This window comes from Hamadaea sp. (assembly GCF_013362815.1).
Classification (GTDB): Bacteria; Actinomycetota; Actinomycetes; order Mycobacteriales; family Micromonosporaceae; genus Hamadaea.
The window spans coordinates 475470-493205 of record NZ_JABFVK010000013.1 but is presented as its reverse complement, the minus strand read 5'-3'; the positions used below and the strand labels follow the sequence as shown (position 1 = coordinate 493205).

At 68.5% G+C, this 17736-nt stretch carries 16 protein-coding genes; 6 read left to right on the top strand and 10 right to left on the bottom strand.

Annotation, left to right across the window (positions count from 1 at the left end; translation table 11 throughout):
• Nucleotides 1–40 precede the first annotated feature (40 nt).
• Nucleotides 41–1378, bottom strand: coding sequence for a multicopper oxidase family protein (locus tag HOV77_RS07190; RefSeq protein ID WP_290859265.1), 1338 nt, complete (start codon nt 1376–1378; stop codon nt 41–43).
• A gap of 288 nt (nt 1379–1666) precedes the next feature.
• Here HOV77_RS07190 and HOV77_RS07185 point away from each other — a divergent pair, with 288 nt between their 5' ends.
• The 5 genes from HOV77_RS07185 to HOV77_RS07165 all read left to right on the top strand — a co-directional run bounded on the left by HOV77_RS07185 (nt 1667) and on the right by HOV77_RS07165 (nt 5993).
• Complete coding sequence (locus HOV77_RS07185) at nt 1667–2068, top strand: Hsp20/alpha crystallin family protein (protein WP_290859263.1); 402 nt, start codon at nt 1667–1669, stop codon at nt 2066–2068.
• A gap of 156 nt (nt 2069–2224) precedes the next feature.
• A complete protein-coding gene (locus tag HOV77_RS07180) occupies nt 2225–3802 on the top strand; it encodes a GAF domain-containing protein (protein ID WP_290859694.1) in 1578 nt (525 codons plus the stop codon).
• A 104-nt stretch (nt 3803–3906) separates the two neighbouring features.
• Nucleotides 3907–4470, top strand: a complete 564-nt coding sequence (locus tag HOV77_RS07175) for a DoxX family membrane protein (protein ID WP_290859261.1) — start codon at nt 3907–3909, stop codon at nt 4468–4470.
• A 67-nt stretch (nt 4471–4537) separates the two neighbouring features.
• On the top strand, nt 4538–4942 hold the full coding sequence (locus HOV77_RS07170; RefSeq protein ID WP_290859259.1) for a hypothetical protein: 405 nt from the start codon (nt 4538–4540) through the stop codon (nt 4940–4942).
• Between the two features lie 16 nt (nt 4943–4958).
• Nucleotides 4959–5993, top strand: coding sequence for a nitroreductase (locus tag HOV77_RS07165; RefSeq protein ID WP_290859257.1), 1035 nt, complete (start codon nt 4959–4961; stop codon nt 5991–5993).
• A 12-nt stretch (nt 5994–6005) separates the two neighbouring features.
• Here HOV77_RS07165 and HOV77_RS07160 read toward each other — a convergent pair whose 3' ends face one another.
• Nucleotides 6006–6992, bottom strand: a complete 987-nt coding sequence (locus HOV77_RS07160; protein WP_290859255.1) for a nitroreductase family protein — start codon at nt 6990–6992, stop codon at nt 6006–6008.
• A gap of 370 nt (nt 6993–7362) precedes the next feature.
• On the opposite strand from HOV77_RS07160, the gene HOV77_RS07155 reads away from it, so the two are divergent.
• Nucleotides 7363–8013, top strand: a complete 651-nt coding sequence (locus HOV77_RS07155; RefSeq protein WP_290859253.1) for a hypothetical protein — start codon at nt 7363–7365, stop codon at nt 8011–8013.
• 64 nt (nt 8014–8077) lie between these two features.
• Here the strand turns inward: HOV77_RS07155 and HOV77_RS07150 are convergent, their stop codons facing one another.
• From HOV77_RS07150 to HOV77_RS07115, 8 genes are all read right to left on the bottom strand, one after another.
• Complete coding sequence (locus HOV77_RS07150; protein WP_290859246.1) at nt 8078–10717, bottom strand: phospholipase D-like domain-containing protein; 2640 nt, start codon at nt 10715–10717, stop codon at nt 8078–8080.
• Between the two features lie 28 nt (nt 10718–10745).
• Nucleotides 10746–12290, bottom strand: coding sequence for a metallophosphoesterase (locus HOV77_RS07145; RefSeq protein ID WP_290859243.1), 1545 nt, complete (start codon nt 12288–12290; stop codon nt 10746–10748).
• Entirely contained in the window at nt 12287–13102 is an 816-nt protein-coding gene (locus HOV77_RS07140) for a carbohydrate ABC transporter permease (RefSeq protein ID WP_290859242.1), read from the bottom strand. The genes HOV77_RS07145 and HOV77_RS07140 overlap by 4 nt, the downstream gene beginning before the upstream one ends.
• Nucleotides 13099–14040, bottom strand: coding sequence for a sugar ABC transporter permease (locus HOV77_RS07135; RefSeq protein WP_290859240.1), 942 nt, complete (start codon nt 14038–14040; stop codon nt 13099–13101). The genes HOV77_RS07140 and HOV77_RS07135 overlap by 4 nt, the downstream gene beginning before the upstream one ends.
• Nucleotides 14037–14852 (bottom strand): inositol monophosphatase family protein, encoded by an 816-nt coding sequence (locus HOV77_RS07130; protein ID WP_290859238.1) that lies wholly within the window; start codon nt 14850–14852, stop codon nt 14037–14039. The genes HOV77_RS07135 and HOV77_RS07130 overlap by 4 nt, the downstream gene beginning before the upstream one ends.
• A complete protein-coding gene (locus tag HOV77_RS07125; RefSeq protein ID WP_290859236.1) occupies nt 14849–15538 on the bottom strand; it encodes a glycerophosphodiester phosphodiesterase in 690 nt (229 codons plus the stop codon). The genes HOV77_RS07130 and HOV77_RS07125 overlap by 4 nt, the downstream gene beginning before the upstream one ends.
• Before the next feature lie 11 nt (nt 15539–15549).
• On the bottom strand, nt 15550–16890 hold the full coding sequence (locus HOV77_RS07120; protein WP_290859234.1) for an ABC transporter substrate-binding protein: 1341 nt from the start codon (nt 16888–16890) through the stop codon (nt 15550–15552).
• A gap of 225 nt (nt 16891–17115) precedes the next feature.
• Entirely contained in the window at nt 17116–17730 is a 615-nt protein-coding gene (locus HOV77_RS07115; RefSeq protein ID WP_290859232.1) for a DUF47 family protein, read from the bottom strand.
• Nucleotides 17731–17736 lie beyond the last annotated feature (6 nt).

Here is a 17736-nt window from a genome sequence, read left to right as displayed (position 1 = left end):
GATCGGTGGCAGTGCCGCCGGTCCCGCGACCGCCGGGTCTTTAGGCCCGGTAACCGAGCAAGGTCATCATCCCCGCCTCCGCGTGGTAAGCGTTGTGACAGTGCAGCATCCACCGGCCGGGATTGTCCGCGTCGAACAGCAGGACCACGGTGCGCCCGGGAAACACGCCGACGGTGTCCTTGCGCGGACCGGAAGGATCGCCCACGGCGAAGCTGTGACCGTGCAAGTGAACGGGATGCCACATCATCGTGGTGTTGGCGATCTCCAGACGTATCCGCTCGCCGGCAGACAGCACGAGGTCCACTCGGTCATGGTCGAACACCCGGCCGTCGAACCCCCACTCGAAACGCATCATGCCGCCCGTCAGGCGCGTGCGCAGGGTCCGCGCCCCGTCCCGGTCCGTCAGCGCCGTCTTGTCGTCGGCTTTCATCTGCTCGTACGCCGGGAGCAGCCCGCCGAGTTCGCCGGGGCGTACGCCCGCAGGCGGCGGCATCCCTCCGCCGGTACGCAGCAGCGCCAGTCCACCGCCGTTCTTGCCGTCGGCCAGAGCGACGAGCGGGAAGACGCCGTCTGCGGCGGTGACCAGGACGTCGTAGCGCTCCCCCATCCCGATCAGCAACGTGTCGGCCGGGACGGGCCGGATCGGCAGCCCATCGGTATGCGTGACGGTCATTCGATGACCACCCAGCACCACCCGGTACGCCGTGTCACCGCCGGCGTTGATCAGCCGGAGCCGGATCCGGTCGCCCGGCCGCGCGTGCAGCACGTCGGGGTCGGCCGGCAACCGTCCGTTGATCAGGTGATGCGGGTAGGCGACCGTGCCCATGACCCCGCGGCCCATCATCCCGCCCGGACCCGTCCTGCCGCCGGTGCGGATCAGCTCGGCGTAGATCGCCTCGGGCGTGCGATCGAGCCAGTCGTCGAGGACGACGATCCACTCGTGGTCGTAGGCCAGCGGCTCCTGTGGGTCGTCGACGATCAACGGGCCGGACAGCCCTCGGTCGAGCTGCAGTCCACTATGCGGATGGAACCAGTAGGTTCCTGGGGCGGGGACGGTGAATCGGTAGACGAACTCACCTCCGGCCGGGATGGGCTCCTGCGTGACATGCGGTACGCCGTCCGCGTCGTTACGCAACGTGACGCCGTGCCAGTGCACCGTCGTCTCCGCGGGCAGCCGGTTTCGCACCGTCGCAACGAGCTGCTCACCGGCACGCAACCGGAGCGCCGGTCCGGCCAGCCGCCCGCCGTAGGCCCACGCGGGCACGGTCAGACCACCGAGATCCACCTCGGTTGGCGATGCCTCGAGGACGACGAGGTGTTCCGGCCCGGGACGCCGGGCCGACTCGGCCGCAGCGACTTGGCTGCTCGACGGTGACACCAGTGCGTTCGATCGCCGGGGCCCACAGCCGGTAAGTCCTGCGCCGACCGTGGACAGTCCAGCGGTGAGAAGAACCCGGCGGGTCACCATGGCCGGTCGACCCCCGGTCGAGTGCCAAAGGCGGTGCTCATGTTCTGACGATCGATCGGCCCGGTCGTCTGCGACAGGGCGCGCCGGCCTCTGCTCGGGTGACCAAAGGCCCTGCCGGATGCCGGGGTTCTCGGGACTTCTGTCCATGGTTGAGGCCGCTGAGCAGCGATGGGATGGAAGAGAAAAGGGAGGTGTTCCATGACCACTCTGATGCCGAGATTCTTCGGAGAGCTGTTCGACTGGTTCGACCCGGACACGCTGACTCGCCCGGGCCAGCTGATCCGGGTCGAGGATCGGCTGACCGAGACCGAGTACCTGGTCCGGGCCGAGCTGCCCGGCTGCGACCCGCAGAAGGACATCCAGGTCGGCGTCGACCACGGGCTGCTCACCATCCGGTGCACCCGTGAGGAGCAGAAGCAGGCGCACGACCGGACCGAATTCCGGTACGGCGTGCTCCAGCGGGCGATCCGGCTGCCCGGCGCCGTCAAGGAGGAGAAGATCTCCGCGAAGTACGCCGACGGCATCCTCGAGGTGAAGGTTCCGCTGACGGAGCCCAAGCCGACCAGCCGTCAGATCCCGGTCGCCATTCCCGCCAAGTGACGACCATCCCCTCCGTCCGGCGGCTGCTCCTCGGCCGCCGGACGGCCGTACCATTCATCTGTGGAACAGCAGTGGAGTTCACTCGGTCTGTCCCCGCTGTCCCGCGTACGCCTGGACGAGCTGCTTCAGGAGCTGCTGGACCGCGTAGGCGACGTGATGAACAGCCGGGAGCGACTGCGCAGCCTCCTCGACGCGGTGGTCGGCATCGGCACTGATCTAGATCTGCACGCCACCTTGGAGCGGATCGTCGTGTCGGCCTGCCATCTGGCCGACGCCAAGTACGGCGCGCTCGGCGTGATCGGCGGCGACCGGCAGCTCATCGAGTTCATCACGCACGGCATGGACCCGAAGACGCATGCCCGGATCGGAAATCCGCCGACCGGTAAGGGAGTGCTCGGTCTGCTCATCGGCGACCCTCGCCCGGTACGCCTGCCGGACATCACCCGCCATCCGCAGTCGGCGGGGTTCCCGCCCAACCATCCGCCGATGCACAGCTTCCTCGGCGTGCCGATCCGCGTACGCGACCACATCTTCGGCAACCTGTACCTGTCCGAGAAGCAGGGCGCGCCCGAGTTCTCCGACGACGACGAGGAGATCATGGTCGCCCTCGCCGCCGCCGCCGGAGCCGCGATCGAGAACGCGCGCCTTTACGCCCTGGCCGGGCGTCGGCAACGCTGGTTGCAGGCCACCGCCGAGGTGGCGGCCGCGATCGCTGACGTGGACGACGCGGAGGATCCGCTGGCCATCGTCGTCCGCAAGGCCCGCGAGGCGGCCGACGCGGTGTTCACGACCGTAGTCCTGCTCGACGACGACGGCGAAAGCCTGACGATCGCGGCGTGCGACTCCATCGATCCGCTCGACGGCCTCGCCGGGGCCACGATCGCGTTGGAAGGCTCGTCGGTCGAGGCTGCGATCACCCGCGGCGAGCAGCTCGAAGTCGAGCACGTCGGCAAGGCCGCCAGCTGGCCCGTCGCAGTTCCAGAGTTGCGCGCGTCGATCTCTCCGTTCGGGCACTCGCGTGGCGCGCTCATCGTCGCCTACGCCGGCGAGCCCCGCGAGACCGAGGAATTGCGGCTCGTCGGACTGTTCGCGAGCCAGGCCGCACTGGCGCTCGACCGCGCTCAGGCGCACCTCGACCGCGAGCAGTTGCTGCTGCTTTCCGATCGGGAGCGCATCGCCCGGGATCTGCACGACGTGGTCATCCAACGGCTCTTCGCGACCGGCCTCCAGCTCCAGACGGTGGCCGCGCTGGCCACGAAACCCGAGGTCGCGACCCGCATCCATCAATCCGTCGACGACCTCGACGCCACCATCCGCGACATCCGCGGCGCGATCTTCGAGCTGCGCGCCCCGGCCTCCACCTCGCTGCGGGCCGAGATCCGCGGCCTGGCCGAGCGCGCGGCCGAAGGTCTCGGCTTCCGTCCGGCGCTGCGGCTCGACGGGCCCATCGACTCCGCAGTGCCGGTCGAGCTCCACGGTGATGTGCTGGCCGTGATCAACGAGGCTTTGTCCAATGTGGTACGCCATGCGCAGGCGACCGAGGTGGAGATGGCTGTCGCGATCCGATCCGGACGATTGACGATCACCGTGTACGACAACGGTCAAGGTGGGGCCAGGGAGGCCAGCGGGCTGGTCAACGCCCGGGAACGGGCCCGGCAGCGGGGTGGCGAACTGTCCTTGACCTCTCCGCTGGGCGAAGGCACCCGCATCGTGTGGTCGGTGCCACTCGGCTGACGGGACCTTCGGCCGCCCGAACGGGGCCGCCCGGCACTGACGGCGGTCGGCGGCCCGGAGCGATGGTGAGTGCAGGCATCAAGTGTCTCGCGAAGGAGACGACAATGACCACGCTCGCCAGCCGGCCCAGCGCCACGGCGCCTACCGCCGGCCCACACCGCCCGGTCGCCGAGACCGGTGCGCACAAGGCCGCCCGCTACGTCTTCGCCGGTGTGCGGATCGGCATCGGCTGGACGTTCCTCTGGGCGTTCCTCGACAAGCTGTTCGGTCTCGGGATCTCGACACCGGACAAGAACGCCTGGATCAACGGGGGCCACCCGACCGCCGGATTCCTCGGCAAGTCCGCCACCGGCCCGTTCACCGATCTGTGGCACAACGCCGCCGGCACCTGGTGGGCCGACTGGCTGTTCATGGCCGGACTGCTCGGCATCGGCCTGGCCCTGATCCTGGGCATCGGCATGCGGATCGCCGCCGTCGCCGGCACCGTGCTCTACGTTCTCATGTGGAGTGTCGTGCTGCACCCGGCGACCAACCCGTTCCTCGACGACCACCTCATCCAGGCGGGCGTCCTGGTGGGGCTCGCCCTCATCTCGGCGGGCGACACCCTCGGGTTCGGCGCCTGGTGGTCTCGAACCTCACTGGTCCAGCGTCTGCCGTGGCTGAAGTGACCAACCCACCCGAGGCCGGCGTCCGCGTACGCCGGCCTCGGCCTGCCGGAGAGGAGAAGTGATCATCATGAGGATCCCTTGGCGGGACACGGTCGCCACGCTGCTCGTCGGAACTGCCGTCGGGGTGTATCTCGCCCAGGCCGCCGGACCCGGGCTGCCCGGCCTGCACGCCGTCCGGCCGGTCGCCGGAGTCGTCGTCGGGCTCGGCGTGCTGGCCTGCGTCATCGCGGCTTGGCCTCTCGACGCCGCGTCGGCGACCTACGGCCGGTGGGTCGGCACGCTCGCGGCCGCGGCGGTCATCGCCGCCGGTGTCGCCCTTATCGGCGGCTCGTCGATAGCGCTCATGGCCCTGGTCGCGACGACGGCGGGTTTGTGGGTCGCGGCGACGGTACGCCACCTGACTCAGTCGCGTCCCCGGATCACCGACCGCGATCTGCACGACCTGATCGATCGCGAGAAAGTCACCCGCTGATCACCAGATTCGCCGCATGCTGAGACCGAACCGGCTCAGCATGCGGCCGTCTCATCCGGAGGAGATCGTCGTGGACATCACCCGCTCCGAACCTGCGGCGCTACTCGCCAAGGCGGCGGCCGCCGCCGGTTACGCGCCGTCCATCCTCAACACGCAACCCTGGCGCTGGCGCGTATTAGGCGACGTCTTGGAGCTCTACGCCGATCGGGCGCGGCAGATGCGGGCGGTCGACCCCGAAGGGCGGCTGCTCACCATCAGCTGCGGAGCGGCGTTGCAGCACGCGGTTCTGGCGCTCGCGGCCGAAGGCGTCACGGCCGACGTCGAACTCGTCGCCGACGACGATCTGCTCGCCCGCGTACGCGTCGCGGGGCGCCAGGAGGTGACCGGCCAGGCCATGCGGACAGTCCAGGACATGCGTCTACGGCATACCGACCGGCGACCGGTCTCCGCCGCCGCCGAACCGAGCGCCATCGCCGAAGTACGCCGGGCGGGCACGATGCCCGGCGTCGACGTGCACCTGCTGCGACCCGAGCAGGTATCCGAACTCGGAGTGGCCGCCGCGCACGCCGATCACAGCGAGCTTCTCGATCCTCGGCAGCGGGCCGAGCTGGCGTACTGGGTCGGCGGTGACCACCCCGACTCGACTGGGGTTCCCCTAGATGTCGTTCCGTCTGAGCCGACCGCCGGTCCGGTTCCCGGCCGGGACTACGTCCGGGCCGGCCGTCTCGACCCGGCCGACGGCAACGACGCGTACGCCACCTATCTGATGCTGTTCGGGCCGGGCGACGGTCCGGCCGACTGGCTGCGGGCCGGACAGGCGCTGGCCTCGGCCTGGCTGAAGGCGACCGAACTCGGCCTGTCAGTGTTGCCGTTCAGCTCGGTCGTCGAGGTCGCACCGGTACGCGAAACGCTGGCGGCGAGAGTCCTGTCCGGTCTGGGCCACCCGTATCTCGTGCTCCGGCTGGGTGCGACCGATCCGGAGCACCGGCTGCCTCCGCACACCCCCCGGCTCTCGGCCGACCAGGTGATCGAAATCGTGGAGCCCGCCTGAATCCACGGCCGATCAGCCGGACACGTCCGGCAGGCCGCTGTCCTCCACGCCTTCCATGACGCAGTCGGCCAGCGCCCGGCGGGGCGACGGCGGTGCCTCATGGGCGTAGCCGAGCCGGATGATCGCCTGCGCCACCCGGCCCTGCGCACTGTCGTCGAACAATGCCCGTAGGTCGGCGTACTCGAGCGGCTGAGTCATCAGCGTGCTCTGAACGCCGTTCGCGGTCGCCGTCAGCAGTACGCGCTCCAGTGCCTGCCCGGCCCGCAGCCATGCGTACGGCGAGTCGCCGGTGCTGTAGAGCACCGCCACAGTGGGATCGTCTTCGAAGACGGCAGGCCAGGCGTACCGCGCCGGACGGGCGAGCCCGAAGTCCCGCAAGGGGATGCGCTCGTCGGGGTCTGACGCGGCGTACGCCACCGCCGGCACGCCCTCCCGGCGACCGGGCGCGGGAGCCGTCCATTCGGCCAGCTCCACCAGGTACTCCGGGTCGGCCCGGCGGAGGGTCTCGGCCCGGCGGACCACCCCCAGTATTCCGTCGCGCAACGGCGGATCGGCGATCAGTAGATGACAGTCCTCTGCCCGGGCCGCCTGGCCGAGTTCTTCGAGGACGACGTCCGGTAGCTCGGCGGTCCGGAACGGCCGGCGGTTGGTATGTCTACGCGGAATGGCGCCCGCCAGCCGCCGGGCCAGGTAGGTGGGCCGGATTCGCCCGCCGATGGTGAACCTCGCCATCAGGTCCGGCTGCGACCTGTCGGGCAACAGCGCGTAGAGCGCTTCGTATCCACGCGCCAGCAACGCGACGCGCAGATTCAGGACCGCAGCGCCGATCGAGATCGTCAGTTCCCGGCCGTCCGGGTCGATCACCGCCAGTCGCCGGCTGCGGTCGGCGTACACGTCGATGGCATGTTCGCGCGGCAGGAACCGCCACGGTTGCGTGTTGTGAATGGACGGAGCCGCGACCGCGGCGTTCAGGCATTCGGCGAAGATTGCCGTTCTCATCCCTCCACGGTCGCCGCAGACGGTTCGACGGGCCAGGGCCGTGCGGGTTGGTCGGCGGGGACTTTGTGCTCTGCCCGAAGGCCGGACCGATGCGGTCTGATGGACTGGTCCGGACGACGGCTTCCCGCGAGGAGGGCCTGGGCGGACACCCGCGTGGGAATGCGGGTCAGCCGTACGCCGGACGTGGCGGTGTGGTCCTTCGAGGACCACACCGCACTTTGCATTCCCGGGCCGAGGGCCGTTCGGTCCCGCGTGGTCGGTGTCTTTGGTCCCACCGAATCCGGGAACTCGGTCTCTGCCACGTCGCTCGCCCCGAGCCGATGCTGTGAGGGCAACGAAGTGTTTCTCTCCCCTCCTCAAGGAGCACACCATGAAGCGCCGCACCCTCGACATCCTGTTCAGCATCGGCGGACTCGCCATCGCCGCCCTCCTCCTGGTCGCCGGCATCGTTCTGAGCGCCAACGCCAGCTTCGCCAACAACTACGTCCACGACCAGCTCGCCGCCCAGCACATCACCTTCAAAACCGCCGACACCCTCACCGGCGAAGAGAAGAAGGCCCCCTGCCTGACCGAGTACGCCGGCCAGCCGATGACCACCGGCAAGCAGGCCGAGTGCTACGCGAACGAATTCATCGGACTGCACCTGAAGTCCATCGCCAACGGCCAGACCTACGCCGACCTCGGCATCCCCCAGACGCAGCTGAAGAACCAGCTCACCGAGGCGCAGAAGGCGACCCCGGTCGACCAGGCCAAGGTCGACGACCTGACCAAGCAGTTGGCCGACGTCACCCAGCAACGCGAGACGGTGTTCAAGGGTGAGACCCTGCGAGGTCTGCTGCTGACCAGCTACGGCTTCAGTGAGTTCGGCGCCAAGGCCGCTCAGGCCGCCCTCGTGGCGTACGGCGCGGCCGCCCTGATGCTTCTGCTGGCCCTGGCCGGTCTGGCCCACGCGTTCACCACCCCGAAGACGACCGGCTTCGCCGTCGTCGAGCCCGAACGGGAGAAGGCCTCGGTGAAGTGAGCCGACCCGATCCGGCCCGGTGACGCACAAGCGTCGCCGGGCCGGATTGCTGCGTGCTGCCGGGCTAGCAGGTCTGCGCGCAGTTACGCAGCCCGTAGCGGAGATAGAGCTGTGTTCCGCCGTTGCCGTCCCAGTCGTCGACGTAGACCACTGTGACGGTTCCGTTCTGGTCGACGCCGATCGCGGCGTCGTCCTGGCGGTTGGCGGTGAAGACGCTCAGTCGGCTTTCGGGGAACAGGTTCGTCGTCGTGCCGGTTGCTCCGATGCCACGCGCCCACACTTCGGACCCACTGTTTGCGCTCGTGAGTCCCGTTGCCTGTCCGGTCTCTTGCCAACTGACCACGGCGTTGCCGGAGCCGTCCACGGCGACGTCGGAGTGCGTCTGGCGACCGACCCGGTCGGACTGGTACGCCGTCTGCGTGGTCACCGCGTAAGCGCCAGCGGTGTCCACGGTCCACTGATAGACGGGCCCGCTGACAGGGCGAGCCGCGAACGCCGCGGTGCCGCCGGTGAATCCCCGCACATAGATCAGCTGCTGCGGGTTGCCGTCGGAGCCTGTCCGGCCGGTGTAGTCGTCGGTCCAGGTGGTGTACCAGGTTCCGGTGGAGCCGATGGCGACGGCGGGATCCCACTGCTGGCCATCGGACAGGTCGCCGGTGTGCACCGCGACGATGGAGCCGAAGACCCCGGTGAGGGTGCCGGTGATGCCGCGGATGCTGTAACCGCCGTTGCCGTCCTCGTCGTCTTCCCAGGCCAGCACGGCGGTGCCGGACGAGTTCACGGCAACGTCCGGCTTGTGGTAGGTGCCACCGGCGACGGCCTGCACCGCGACGTCATATCCGCCGGTGACCGCCGACAACCGCGCGTCGGCCGCGGAGAACGCCGCGTAGCGGATGGAACTCGACCCGGCGGTGGACAGGTCTTCCCAAGCGACGGCGAACCGGCCGTCCGGCAGCACGGACACCGACGGCCGGCTCTGGTCGCCGTCGGCCAGGCTGTTGACGTTGACGATCGACGTCATCGTGCCGTCGGGATGCACCCGCCGGGATCGAATCTCGTAGCCGCCGTTGCCGTTGCTGTCGTCGGCCCAGACCACCACTGCGTCGCCGTTGGACGCCAGCCCGACGTCGGGTGTCTTGTAGTTCCAGCCGGTGGTGCCGCCGGTCCGGACCACGACCTCGGATTGGCGTACCCCGTCGACGAACCGGCCGAGACGGATCTCATTACCCGTGCCGGTCAGGAGGCCGGAGCTGAACGCGACCAAGCTGGTGGTGTGCCCGTCCGCGCCCCGGTAGGACGCGACCGCCGGCTCGAACTGGTCACCGGTGGCGCTGGCGTTGGCGGTGGAGAACAGGCTGTCGGGGTAGCGCGACGGGGAGATGTCGATGACGGCGGTCTTGATCGCGTCGTAGTCGGCGACGAACCCGTTGTAGACGGCGACGTCGTCGACGCGGATCAGGGTTTCGTCGTTCTTCTTCAGCGCACCGTTGGTCAGGTTGTGCGAGCCGGTGTAGACGTAGGAATGGGTCGCATTGTCCTTACGTGACACGCCCTGGGTGAGCAGGTACTTCGAATGGGCGCTGCCGTCGGAGCATTCGCTGTTGACGCCGGAGCCGACAGCGAAGAACGACTGCCGACAGCCGCCCGGATCCATGGAGTAGACCCGGATGCCCCGAGCGGCCAGACCGGCGATGGCGTCTTGATGCTCACCGGTCGCCACCTCGACGGTGCATCCGGCGTCGGCCTTGTCGCCCAGAGCATCGATGACCTCCGGGCGGGCGGCCCGGAAGCTCCACATCACCATGCGGATCACGTCGTCGGTGGCGGTGGTGGAGCACTGGACGTCGTCGATGGCGGCCGCGAACACGTCGTGCCGCGTGCTCTGCGGGTTGAACGACGAGGTGATCTCGGTGTCCTCGGCCGTGCTGGGCGAGTTGCGCGGCGAGAACCAGATCCGAAAGGCGCCGGCGTCCACGTGCCCGGTCTCGTAGACCTTGGTGGTCCCGGTGTTGGCGGCCTTGCGTCCGGCGTAGTCACGGTAGGCAGTGGCCAGTGCCGCGTTGCCGGAGACCTCGACCATGTTCTGGAACATCTGCTGCTGCGGATTGGTCGGGTTGTACGACCCGACGACCGTGACTTCGGTACGGCCGTCAGACAATGCGCTGAAGACCCAGAATTTGTTGTGGTCGATGCCCACGCCACCGCCGGCGCACGAGGCGTAGCACTGCTTCACCCAAGAGCCGGTGGCCCCGCTGGTATACGCCGGAAGTCCGGCGACCAGCGAGTCGGCTTGGGCCGACTGGTCGCAGTCCAGCGGGTCGCCGTCGAGGCATGCCTCCACGAGCAGCCGCACCTTGACTCCGCGGGCGTGCGCCGCCAGCAGATGGTCGGTGATCGGCTGATCGGTGAAGGTGTACAGGGACGCGTAAAGCGTGGAACCCGCCGATGACGCCTGCACTAGCGCGTCGATCTCATCGCGGAGCCCGGTCGTCTGATAGGGGGTGAACTGCGAACCGGTCTTGTACGGGTCGGGCGTGGCGTACGCGGAGTCAGGCGCGGGATCGAGGTTGGGCCGCAGGAAGAGGACCTTGGTGGAACCGCTGGTGACGGTGACGGTGCTGGCCGCTGCGAGGCCCGGGCTGAGAATCCCGGAACTCGTCGCGGTCAGGACCACCAGAGCCAGTGCCAGGAGGGGGCGGCGCATGGAGCTCCCTTCGAGGGTGGACGGTGCCCTAGGTGGAACGTGCTGGCAGGCGCAGCCGGACGTTTCGGTCCAGCGCGCCACCGACCGCCCCGGTGCGCCCGGCGCGGACGGCGTCGTTGTAGGCCAGCTCGCGATGAAGCGCGGCCAGCCAGGGGGACGTGTGACGGTCGGGGCCCGGCGCGGCCGGCGCTAGGTGGTCTATCAGGGTGCTGGTGATGCAGAGGCCACCGCCGGATTCGCGGGCGATCTGCAGTGTGCGGGCCTGTACCGGCCAGTCGGCGATCGCCGCGGTCGTCACCTCGTAGAGTCCGCCGCCATCGCCGCGATGATGCGCCACGACCCGGTTGGCGTGGTGGTGGCCGTTGAGCCACAGAATCACGTTGGGGCATCCCGTCGCCAACCGGAGCAACTCGTCGGCGTACGCGCGCTCACCGGGATGGTCCGGGCAGACTCCGTAGCCGTTGCGGAGCGAGCTCGTGGCGTGATGTGAAGCCAAGACGATCAGCGGGTCGTCCGGGCCCTGAGCACGCAGCTGGTCGGCGAGCCAGTCCAGTTGCGGCCGGTCGATGCTGCCGTCCCAGTGGCCGTGCGGGTTGTCGGTGTTCAGCACGACGAGCCGCAGGCCTGGCACAGGATCGTAGGTGTAATAGGCCGTCCCGTTCTGGTGGTTGGCCGCAGTGAAGCCGTGTCCGGCCGGTCGGGCATGGGCATGACTATGGGCCAAGACGAAGTCGGCGACGGAGGTGAACCGGCGGCCGGGCACTGCTGGAACCGGCCGGGAGGGGCCGGACAGCAACGCCGCCGGATCGGCCAGGAACTGCTGTAGTGCTTGCGGATGGTGCCGACCAGGCAGCGCGACCGGTTTGCTGTCCCCCACGGCCAGCGCCGAGAGATCAGCCCGATCCGGTCCGGTCGCGGCGGTGCCACCGACGAGCAGGTCGTGATTTCCCAGACAAGCCAGCCAAGGATGACCCAGCCCGGGTGCGGTGAATTCGGCCGCCGCCGCCTCCAGCAGACCCGGATGAGTGGGAAAGCCCCACAAGTCCTTGTACCGATCATCGCCGGGGTCCGGCCGCCAGTACCAGGGGTCGGCCCAGTCCAGGCGCTGGGGCCCGTGATAGCCGTGCGAGCTCAGCTCGACTCGTCCGCCGTCGAGCAACGCCAGGTACGCGGTGAGCTCGTTGACCTGAGCGTTGTCGATGTTGTCGCCGGTGACGACGCAGACGTCGAGGTCGAGCTCGGCCAAAGTCCGGATCATCGCCGCGGCCGCATGCGGCGCGAGGGTCTCCTGTGGACGGAAGACCCAATCGACAAGGCCTCCCCAGCCCGGCGTACCGGCACCAGTCCGCATGGCGAAGTCGAGGCGCGCCGGGGTGCCCGGATCGACGATGTGCAGATCGGTGAGATGCCCGAGAGTGGCGATGTGCGTCTGACCGCGCTGCGGCGCCGGTCCCGCCACGAAGTCGGTCCGCGTCGAATGGATCTCGCCTGCGGCGTACCGCAGCTGGTGGTACGGGGCGGCGGTGCCGACGCCGACGACCGCTCCGGCGGCCAGCGTACGCTCGACGGTCATCGCACTGCTCCGGCCGTCAGTCCACGCACGAGGTGGCGCTGGAAGACGTAGATCATGATCAGCATCGGGATGATGGCCAGCACGACGCCGGCGAAAATGACGTCGGGTGCCCGCTCCTCGACGGAGTTGAGCTGGGCCAACCCGATCTGCAGGGTCTGCATCTTCGGCGTGCTGGTGACCAGCAACGGCCAGAAGTAGTGGTTGTAGCTGCTGATGAACGCGTGGATGGCCAGCGTGCCCAGGGCGGGACGCGACAGCGGCACCAGAATCTGCCAGAGGAACCGCAGATGCCCGCAGCCTTCGACCTTGGCCGCCTCGTACACCTCCCGCGGGAAGCTCAAGAAGAACTGCCGCATGAGGAAGGTGCCGAAGCCGGCCGCGAGGAAGGGTAGGAAGAGCGCGGGGAACGTGTTCATCAGACCCCAGTCGGCCATCGTCAGATAGTTCGGGATGATCATGGACTCGGCGGGCACCGCCATCGTCGCCAGGAACATGCCGAATGCGAGTTTCTTGAGCGGGAAGTTCAAGAACGCGAACACGTAGCCCGACAACACCGATGTGATCAGCACGCCGCCGACGATCACCAACGACACCAGAATGCTGTTGGCGTACTGGCGAGCCAGGGGGATCGCGTGCAGCACATCGGCGAAGCTGCCCGAGTGCAGGCTCGTCGGGAACAGAGCGGGCGGAAACCGTGTGAGATCGTCGCGGCTCATGACCGAGCCGGCCACCGCGTAATACAGCGGGAAGACGACCACGGCCACGAGAACGGCGAGACCGGCGACGGTACCGGCGCGGCGCAGCCGGATCACGAGTAGAACACCTTCCGTTGCAGCACCCGGAACTGGATGGCGGTGATGGATGTGACCAGAAGCAGCAGCACGACGCCCTGAACGGAGGCCAGGCCGAAATCGGAGGCGCCGAACGCGAACGCCGACTTGTACAGCCCGTAGACCAGCGTGGTGGTTGCACCGTCCGGACCGCCGCCGGTCATGATGTTGATCTCCCCGAACGTCTGCAGGGAGCCGATCGTCGAAACGACCAGCATGAAGAAGATGGTCGGTGTCAGCAGCGGCAGGATGATGCCGCGCAGGATGCGCCACCGGCCGGCGCCGTCGAGTCGGGCGGCTTCCAGCAGTTCCTCGGGGATCGCCTGCAGACCCGCGGAGAAGACCAGCACGGCGTAGCCGAGGTCGCGCCACACCGACACCGCCGCCACTGCAGGCAGAGCGGTGGCCGGATCGGTGAGCCAGTCGACCCCGGACACGCCGACGTGACTCAAGATGCCGTTGAACACACCCAGGCTCGGGCTGTAGAACGCGTCGAACACGACCGCTGCCGACGCCGCCGAGAACGCGAACGGCGTAGCCATCAGGGTTCGGAAGAATCCGACGCCTTTGACCTTGGCCTGCAGTGCCACCGCCAGCCCGAGTCCGATGACCACGGTCGGCACCACGGTGCACAGCGCGAACAACAACGTCACCGGCAGGACCGCGCGCAACTGCGGATCGCTGAGGAAGTCGAGGTATCGCTCGAGGCCGACGAAACCGGTGGCGTTGCCGAAGATATCGCTGCCGTGCACGCTCAGCCAGATGGTCCGGCCCAGCGGATAGAAAACGAACAAAGCGAACACGACTGTGGAGGGCACGAGGAACGCGGCGGCGATCCCGATCTCCGCCGGTCGATACCGCGGTCGGCGCCGCGCTGGCGTCAACCTGGCCGTCGTCGTCGGCTCGAGCACCGCGGTCATGGCGCACCGACCGGTGCCGGGAAGGCGGCGGCCCGCCACAGGCCGAAGACTTCCTCCGTCACTCCTGGCACGGCGGCCAGCATGCCGTCGGCCGGCACCGCGTCGTCCAGGCCGCCCCGGCCGCAGATCTGCGCACCGCCTTCGCGGGCGATCAGGGCTCCCGCGGCGACGTCCCACATGTTGTATCGACCCGGCAGCAGCGCTGCGGTGGCCCGGCCCACGCCGACGCTGGCCAGAGCGAGCGCGCAGGAGCCCATGATGCGCGTTGCGCCGAATCGGGCCGACACGCCGGTCAGCACGTCGAACATGCCCGGCCACGGCTGCCCGCCGGACCATTCGGTCAGCAGGATGCCGCCGGCCAAGCCGGTGCCGGGCGCGCATCGGGCCGGCTCGCCGTCGATCCACGTGCCACCACCGCGCACGGCGCTGAGCACCTGCGCACGAGCGGCGTCGGCCACTACGCCGACGGCCACACCCTGTTCATCGCAGCCGGCCAGGCTGAACGACGCCCATGGCAGCCCGTGGACGAAGTTCGTGGTGCCGTCGATCGGATCGACATACCAGGTGAACGTCGCCTCCGGCGGGTCGTCGGTGACTCCGTACTCCTCGCCGATCACCCGATGCCGGGGATGGCACTCGGCGATCTGCTGCCGGACATGACGCTCGATAGCCTGGTCGAACGGAGTCACCCAGTCTGCCGGGTCCTTCTTGGTCGCGGCGTCGTCCGGCCGTGGTCGGGCGGCGGCCATCATCGTCATCGCCGTCTGGGCTAGGCCGACGGCGAAATCATGCAACTCGACGAGACTGTTCATGATCGATTCGCATTCGTCAGGGAAGGCCGCACCGCGGCCAGGTCGTTGCTGATCAGACCGTCGACACCCCAGTCCAGCGCGCGACCGGCCGCGGCGGAGTCGTCCACGCAGTACGTCCACATGCGAAGGCCCAGCTCAGTAGCCTGTTCCACCGATCGTTCCGTCAGGCTGTCGAACCGTAGATTGACCGCCTGCGGCCGGACCGATCGCAGCAACTGCGCCGGCGGCAGCTCGGGGCCCACCCACGAAAGCACGATCTCGGCTTCGGGCAGGTGCTCACGGACCACCGTCAGCACCTGCCACTCGCCGATGAACAGGGATCTTTCCAACGCACCGCCGGCGCGCAGGACAGCCGTCACGGCCGGCACGAGATCCGGCTCCTTGTTGTCGACGACCAGGCCGATCGGCACACTCTCGGCAACCTCGGCGAGCGTCGCGATGCGCTCGTCCGGGGCGCCAGTACGCAACTGCCGCAGCTCGTCGAGCGTCAACTCGCCGGGCAACCGGGGCACCCCCCAGAAGCGTTCGAGAGTCCGGTCGTGCAGCAGGATCGGCGTACCGTCGCGGCTGGAGCGGACGTCGAACTCCACAGCGTCGGCCCCGAGGCCGCCTACCAGTCGCAGAGAAGCGAGAGTGTTCTCCGTCCGGAGCGTCGGAGCGCCCCGGTGTCCGACCAATGTCGTCACGTTGCGCTCCTTCAGCTGCCGACGGACTTGTTGTAGGCGGCGATCACGTCCGTCATGGCCGCCTGAGCGTCGGTGATGGCCTTGTCCGCCGTGGCCTTGCCGAGGATGACCGACTCGACGACGTCGTTCATCTTGTCCCGGGCCTGCGGCATGACACCCATGAGGCAGCCGCTGCTCGCCGGGGTCGTGGCGGCGTCGCGCAGTTCGGCGCCCGGCTTGGCGAAGTCCGGGTAGGTCGTTAGGACGTCGGTGAATTCCTTGGTCTGCGCCGCAGCCGTCACCACCGGGATGTAGCCGGTATGCGCGGCCCAGTAGCCCTGTGCCTCCGGCGAGGCGAGGTACTTGAGGAACTCACCGGCCGCGGTCTGCTGGGCCTTCGGGTGCCCGGCCATCGTCCAGACCGACGCGCCGCCGTTGAACACGCCACTGGGCTGGGTGCCGTCCGGCCGGATGTAGTTGGCGACCCCCACCTCGAACTTCGAGCCCTTGATGATGTCGCGCAAGTTGGCCGAGGTGAAGGGCAGCATCGCCGCACGGCCCGCTTGGAACGCCGCCGACGCATCGGTGTTGTTTCGTCCGACGTTGAGCAGGTTGCCCTCCTTGACGAGCCCGGCCCAGGTGGTGACCACGCTGCGCAGCTGCTCGTTGTTCCAAGTCACGCCGGTCGCCCGGCCCGTACGGCCGTTGTCTTGGTCGCAGTACTGGACGCCGCCCGCGGCGAGCATCTGCTCAACCAGCCAGCCGTCGATCGAAGCCACCACGCCGTACTGGCTGACCTTGCCGCCGGAGCTGACGGTCAGCTTCTTGGCCGCCTCAGCCAGCTCGCTCATGGTCGTCGGCGGCTTGGCCGGGTCCAGCCCGGCATTCTTGAAGGCGGTCTTGTTGTAGAACAGGACCGGCGCCGACGCGTTGAAGGGCAGAGATTGCAGCTTCCCACCAATCGTGTAGTACTTGGCGATGCCCGGCTCGATCGTTTCGATGGCGATGCCGGCTTGCGACGCCATGTCCGCGAACGGCACGGTGGCCTTGGTGTCGACCATGAGCTGAGTGCCGATCTCGAAGACCTGCACCAGGTTGGGCGTCTGCCGTGACTGCACCGATGCCTTGAGCTTGGTAAGGGAGTCGTTGTACTTGCCCTGGAACGTCGCCTCAACCTTGATCTTCCCGCTGTGCTGCTGGTTGAACTGGTCGACGAGGTGATTGACGGCCTCGCCGTTCGCCCCGGCCATGGAGTGCCAGAAGGTCACGGTCTGCATTCCGTCGGCGGCGTCGTCCTCCCCGCCGCCACACGCGCCGAGGCCGAACACGGTCACCGCGGCCAGGGCCGCAGCGAGGTGGCGTCTATGCAACATGGGTCTCCTCCAGATAGACCGCTACGTCGCGGCGAGGGCCCGCGATCGGGGTGAGCGGCACATGTGAGATTTAACATCCAGAACGTTGTTTTCACAAGACTCTCATCATTGGAGAACTTGGCGGAAACAAAAAGCCGAGGTTAAGCGACCGTAACGGCACGGAACCCGCACCGCAAGATCGCCTCGGGGCAGTGAGAATTGCACATACATTATGCGAACATCGCATCACTGAAACCGCTTCATCACACCGTCCGCCAACGCGTCCGCCGCTGCCGCCAACCGCTGGCCGGCTACGTCGAGCCGTCCGAGCAGCAACACTGTCGCCACCTGCCTGGCGACGACGGGCTCGGCCAGCGCATCGGCGAGGGCCACCTGATACGCCGCCCGGACACCGGGCTTCTTGGCGGCCACCGCTGCCAGCGCCGCCTCCCGCGGGCCGGCCACCAGCAACGCCACCGCCGCGTCGAGCCGCACCAGGGCATCCGCCAGCCGGTCCAGGACCGGTCCGTACAACGGAAGCGGCACCGCGTCGAACAGATCGAACTCGCGGACGAAATCGCGGACCGCGTCGAGCACGTCGTCGACTCCCCGCGACACGCGGAACAGGTCCTCGCGGTCCACCGGAGAGGTCACGCTGCCTCGCAGCCGTCCGATGAGGTCGCTACGACGCGCGTCGCCCTCGTGCTCGATCTCGGCGATGATCTGCCGGGCCTGGCCCGATGGCACCTGGCCGTCCGCCAACCGCCGCGCCAGGTCGACACCTCGGCCGGCGCACCCGATCTGATCGCTGACGTGCCCGACCAGCAGGCGGTCGTTGCCGCCGGACAGCTGCCTGACCAAGCCCGG

Excerpts from the sequence above, each read along its gene's own strand:
- HOV77_RS07185 (WP_290859263.1), top strand. The coding sequence starts at position 1,667 with ATGACCACTCTGATGCCGAGATTCTTCGGAGAGCTGTTCGACTGGTTC.
- HOV77_RS07180 (WP_290859694.1), top strand. The coding sequence starts at position 2,225 with ATGAACAGCCGGGAGCGACTGCGCAGCCTCCTCGACGCGGTGGTCGGC.
- HOV77_RS07175 (WP_290859261.1), top strand. The coding sequence starts at position 3,907 with ATGACCACGCTCGCCAGCCGGCCCAGCGCCACGGCGCCTACCGCCGGC.
- HOV77_RS07170 (WP_290859259.1), top strand. The coding sequence starts at position 4,538 with ATGAGGATCCCTTGGCGGGACACGGTCGCCACGCTGCTCGTCGGAACT.
- HOV77_RS07165 (WP_290859257.1), top strand. The coding sequence starts at position 4,959 with ATGCTGAGACCGAACCGGCTCAGCATGCGGCCGTCTCATCCGGAGGAG.
- HOV77_RS07160 (WP_290859255.1), bottom strand. The coding sequence starts at position 6,992 with ATGAGAACGGCAATCTTCGCCGAATGCCTGAACGCCGCGGTCGCGGCT.
- HOV77_RS07155 (WP_290859253.1), top strand. The coding sequence starts at position 7,363 with ATGAAGCGCCGCACCCTCGACATCCTGTTCAGCATCGGCGGACTCGCC.
- HOV77_RS07150 (WP_290859246.1), bottom strand. The coding sequence starts at position 10,717 with ATGCGCCGCCCCCTCCTGGCACTGGCTCTGGTGGTCCTGACCGCGACG.
- HOV77_RS07145 (WP_290859243.1), bottom strand. The coding sequence starts at position 12,290 with ATGACCGTCGAGCGTACGCTGGCCGCCGGAGCGGTCGTCGGCGTCGGC.
- HOV77_RS07135 (WP_290859240.1), bottom strand. The coding sequence starts at position 14,040 with ATGACCGCGGTGCTCGAGCCGACGACGACGGCCAGGTTGACGCCAGCG.
- HOV77_RS07130 (WP_290859238.1), bottom strand. The coding sequence starts at position 14,852 with ATGAACAGTCTCGTCGAGTTGCATGATTTCGCCGTCGGCCTAGCCCAG.
- HOV77_RS07120 (WP_290859234.1), bottom strand. The coding sequence starts at position 16,890 with ATGTTGCATAGACGCCACCTCGCTGCGGCCCTGGCCGCGGTGACCGTG.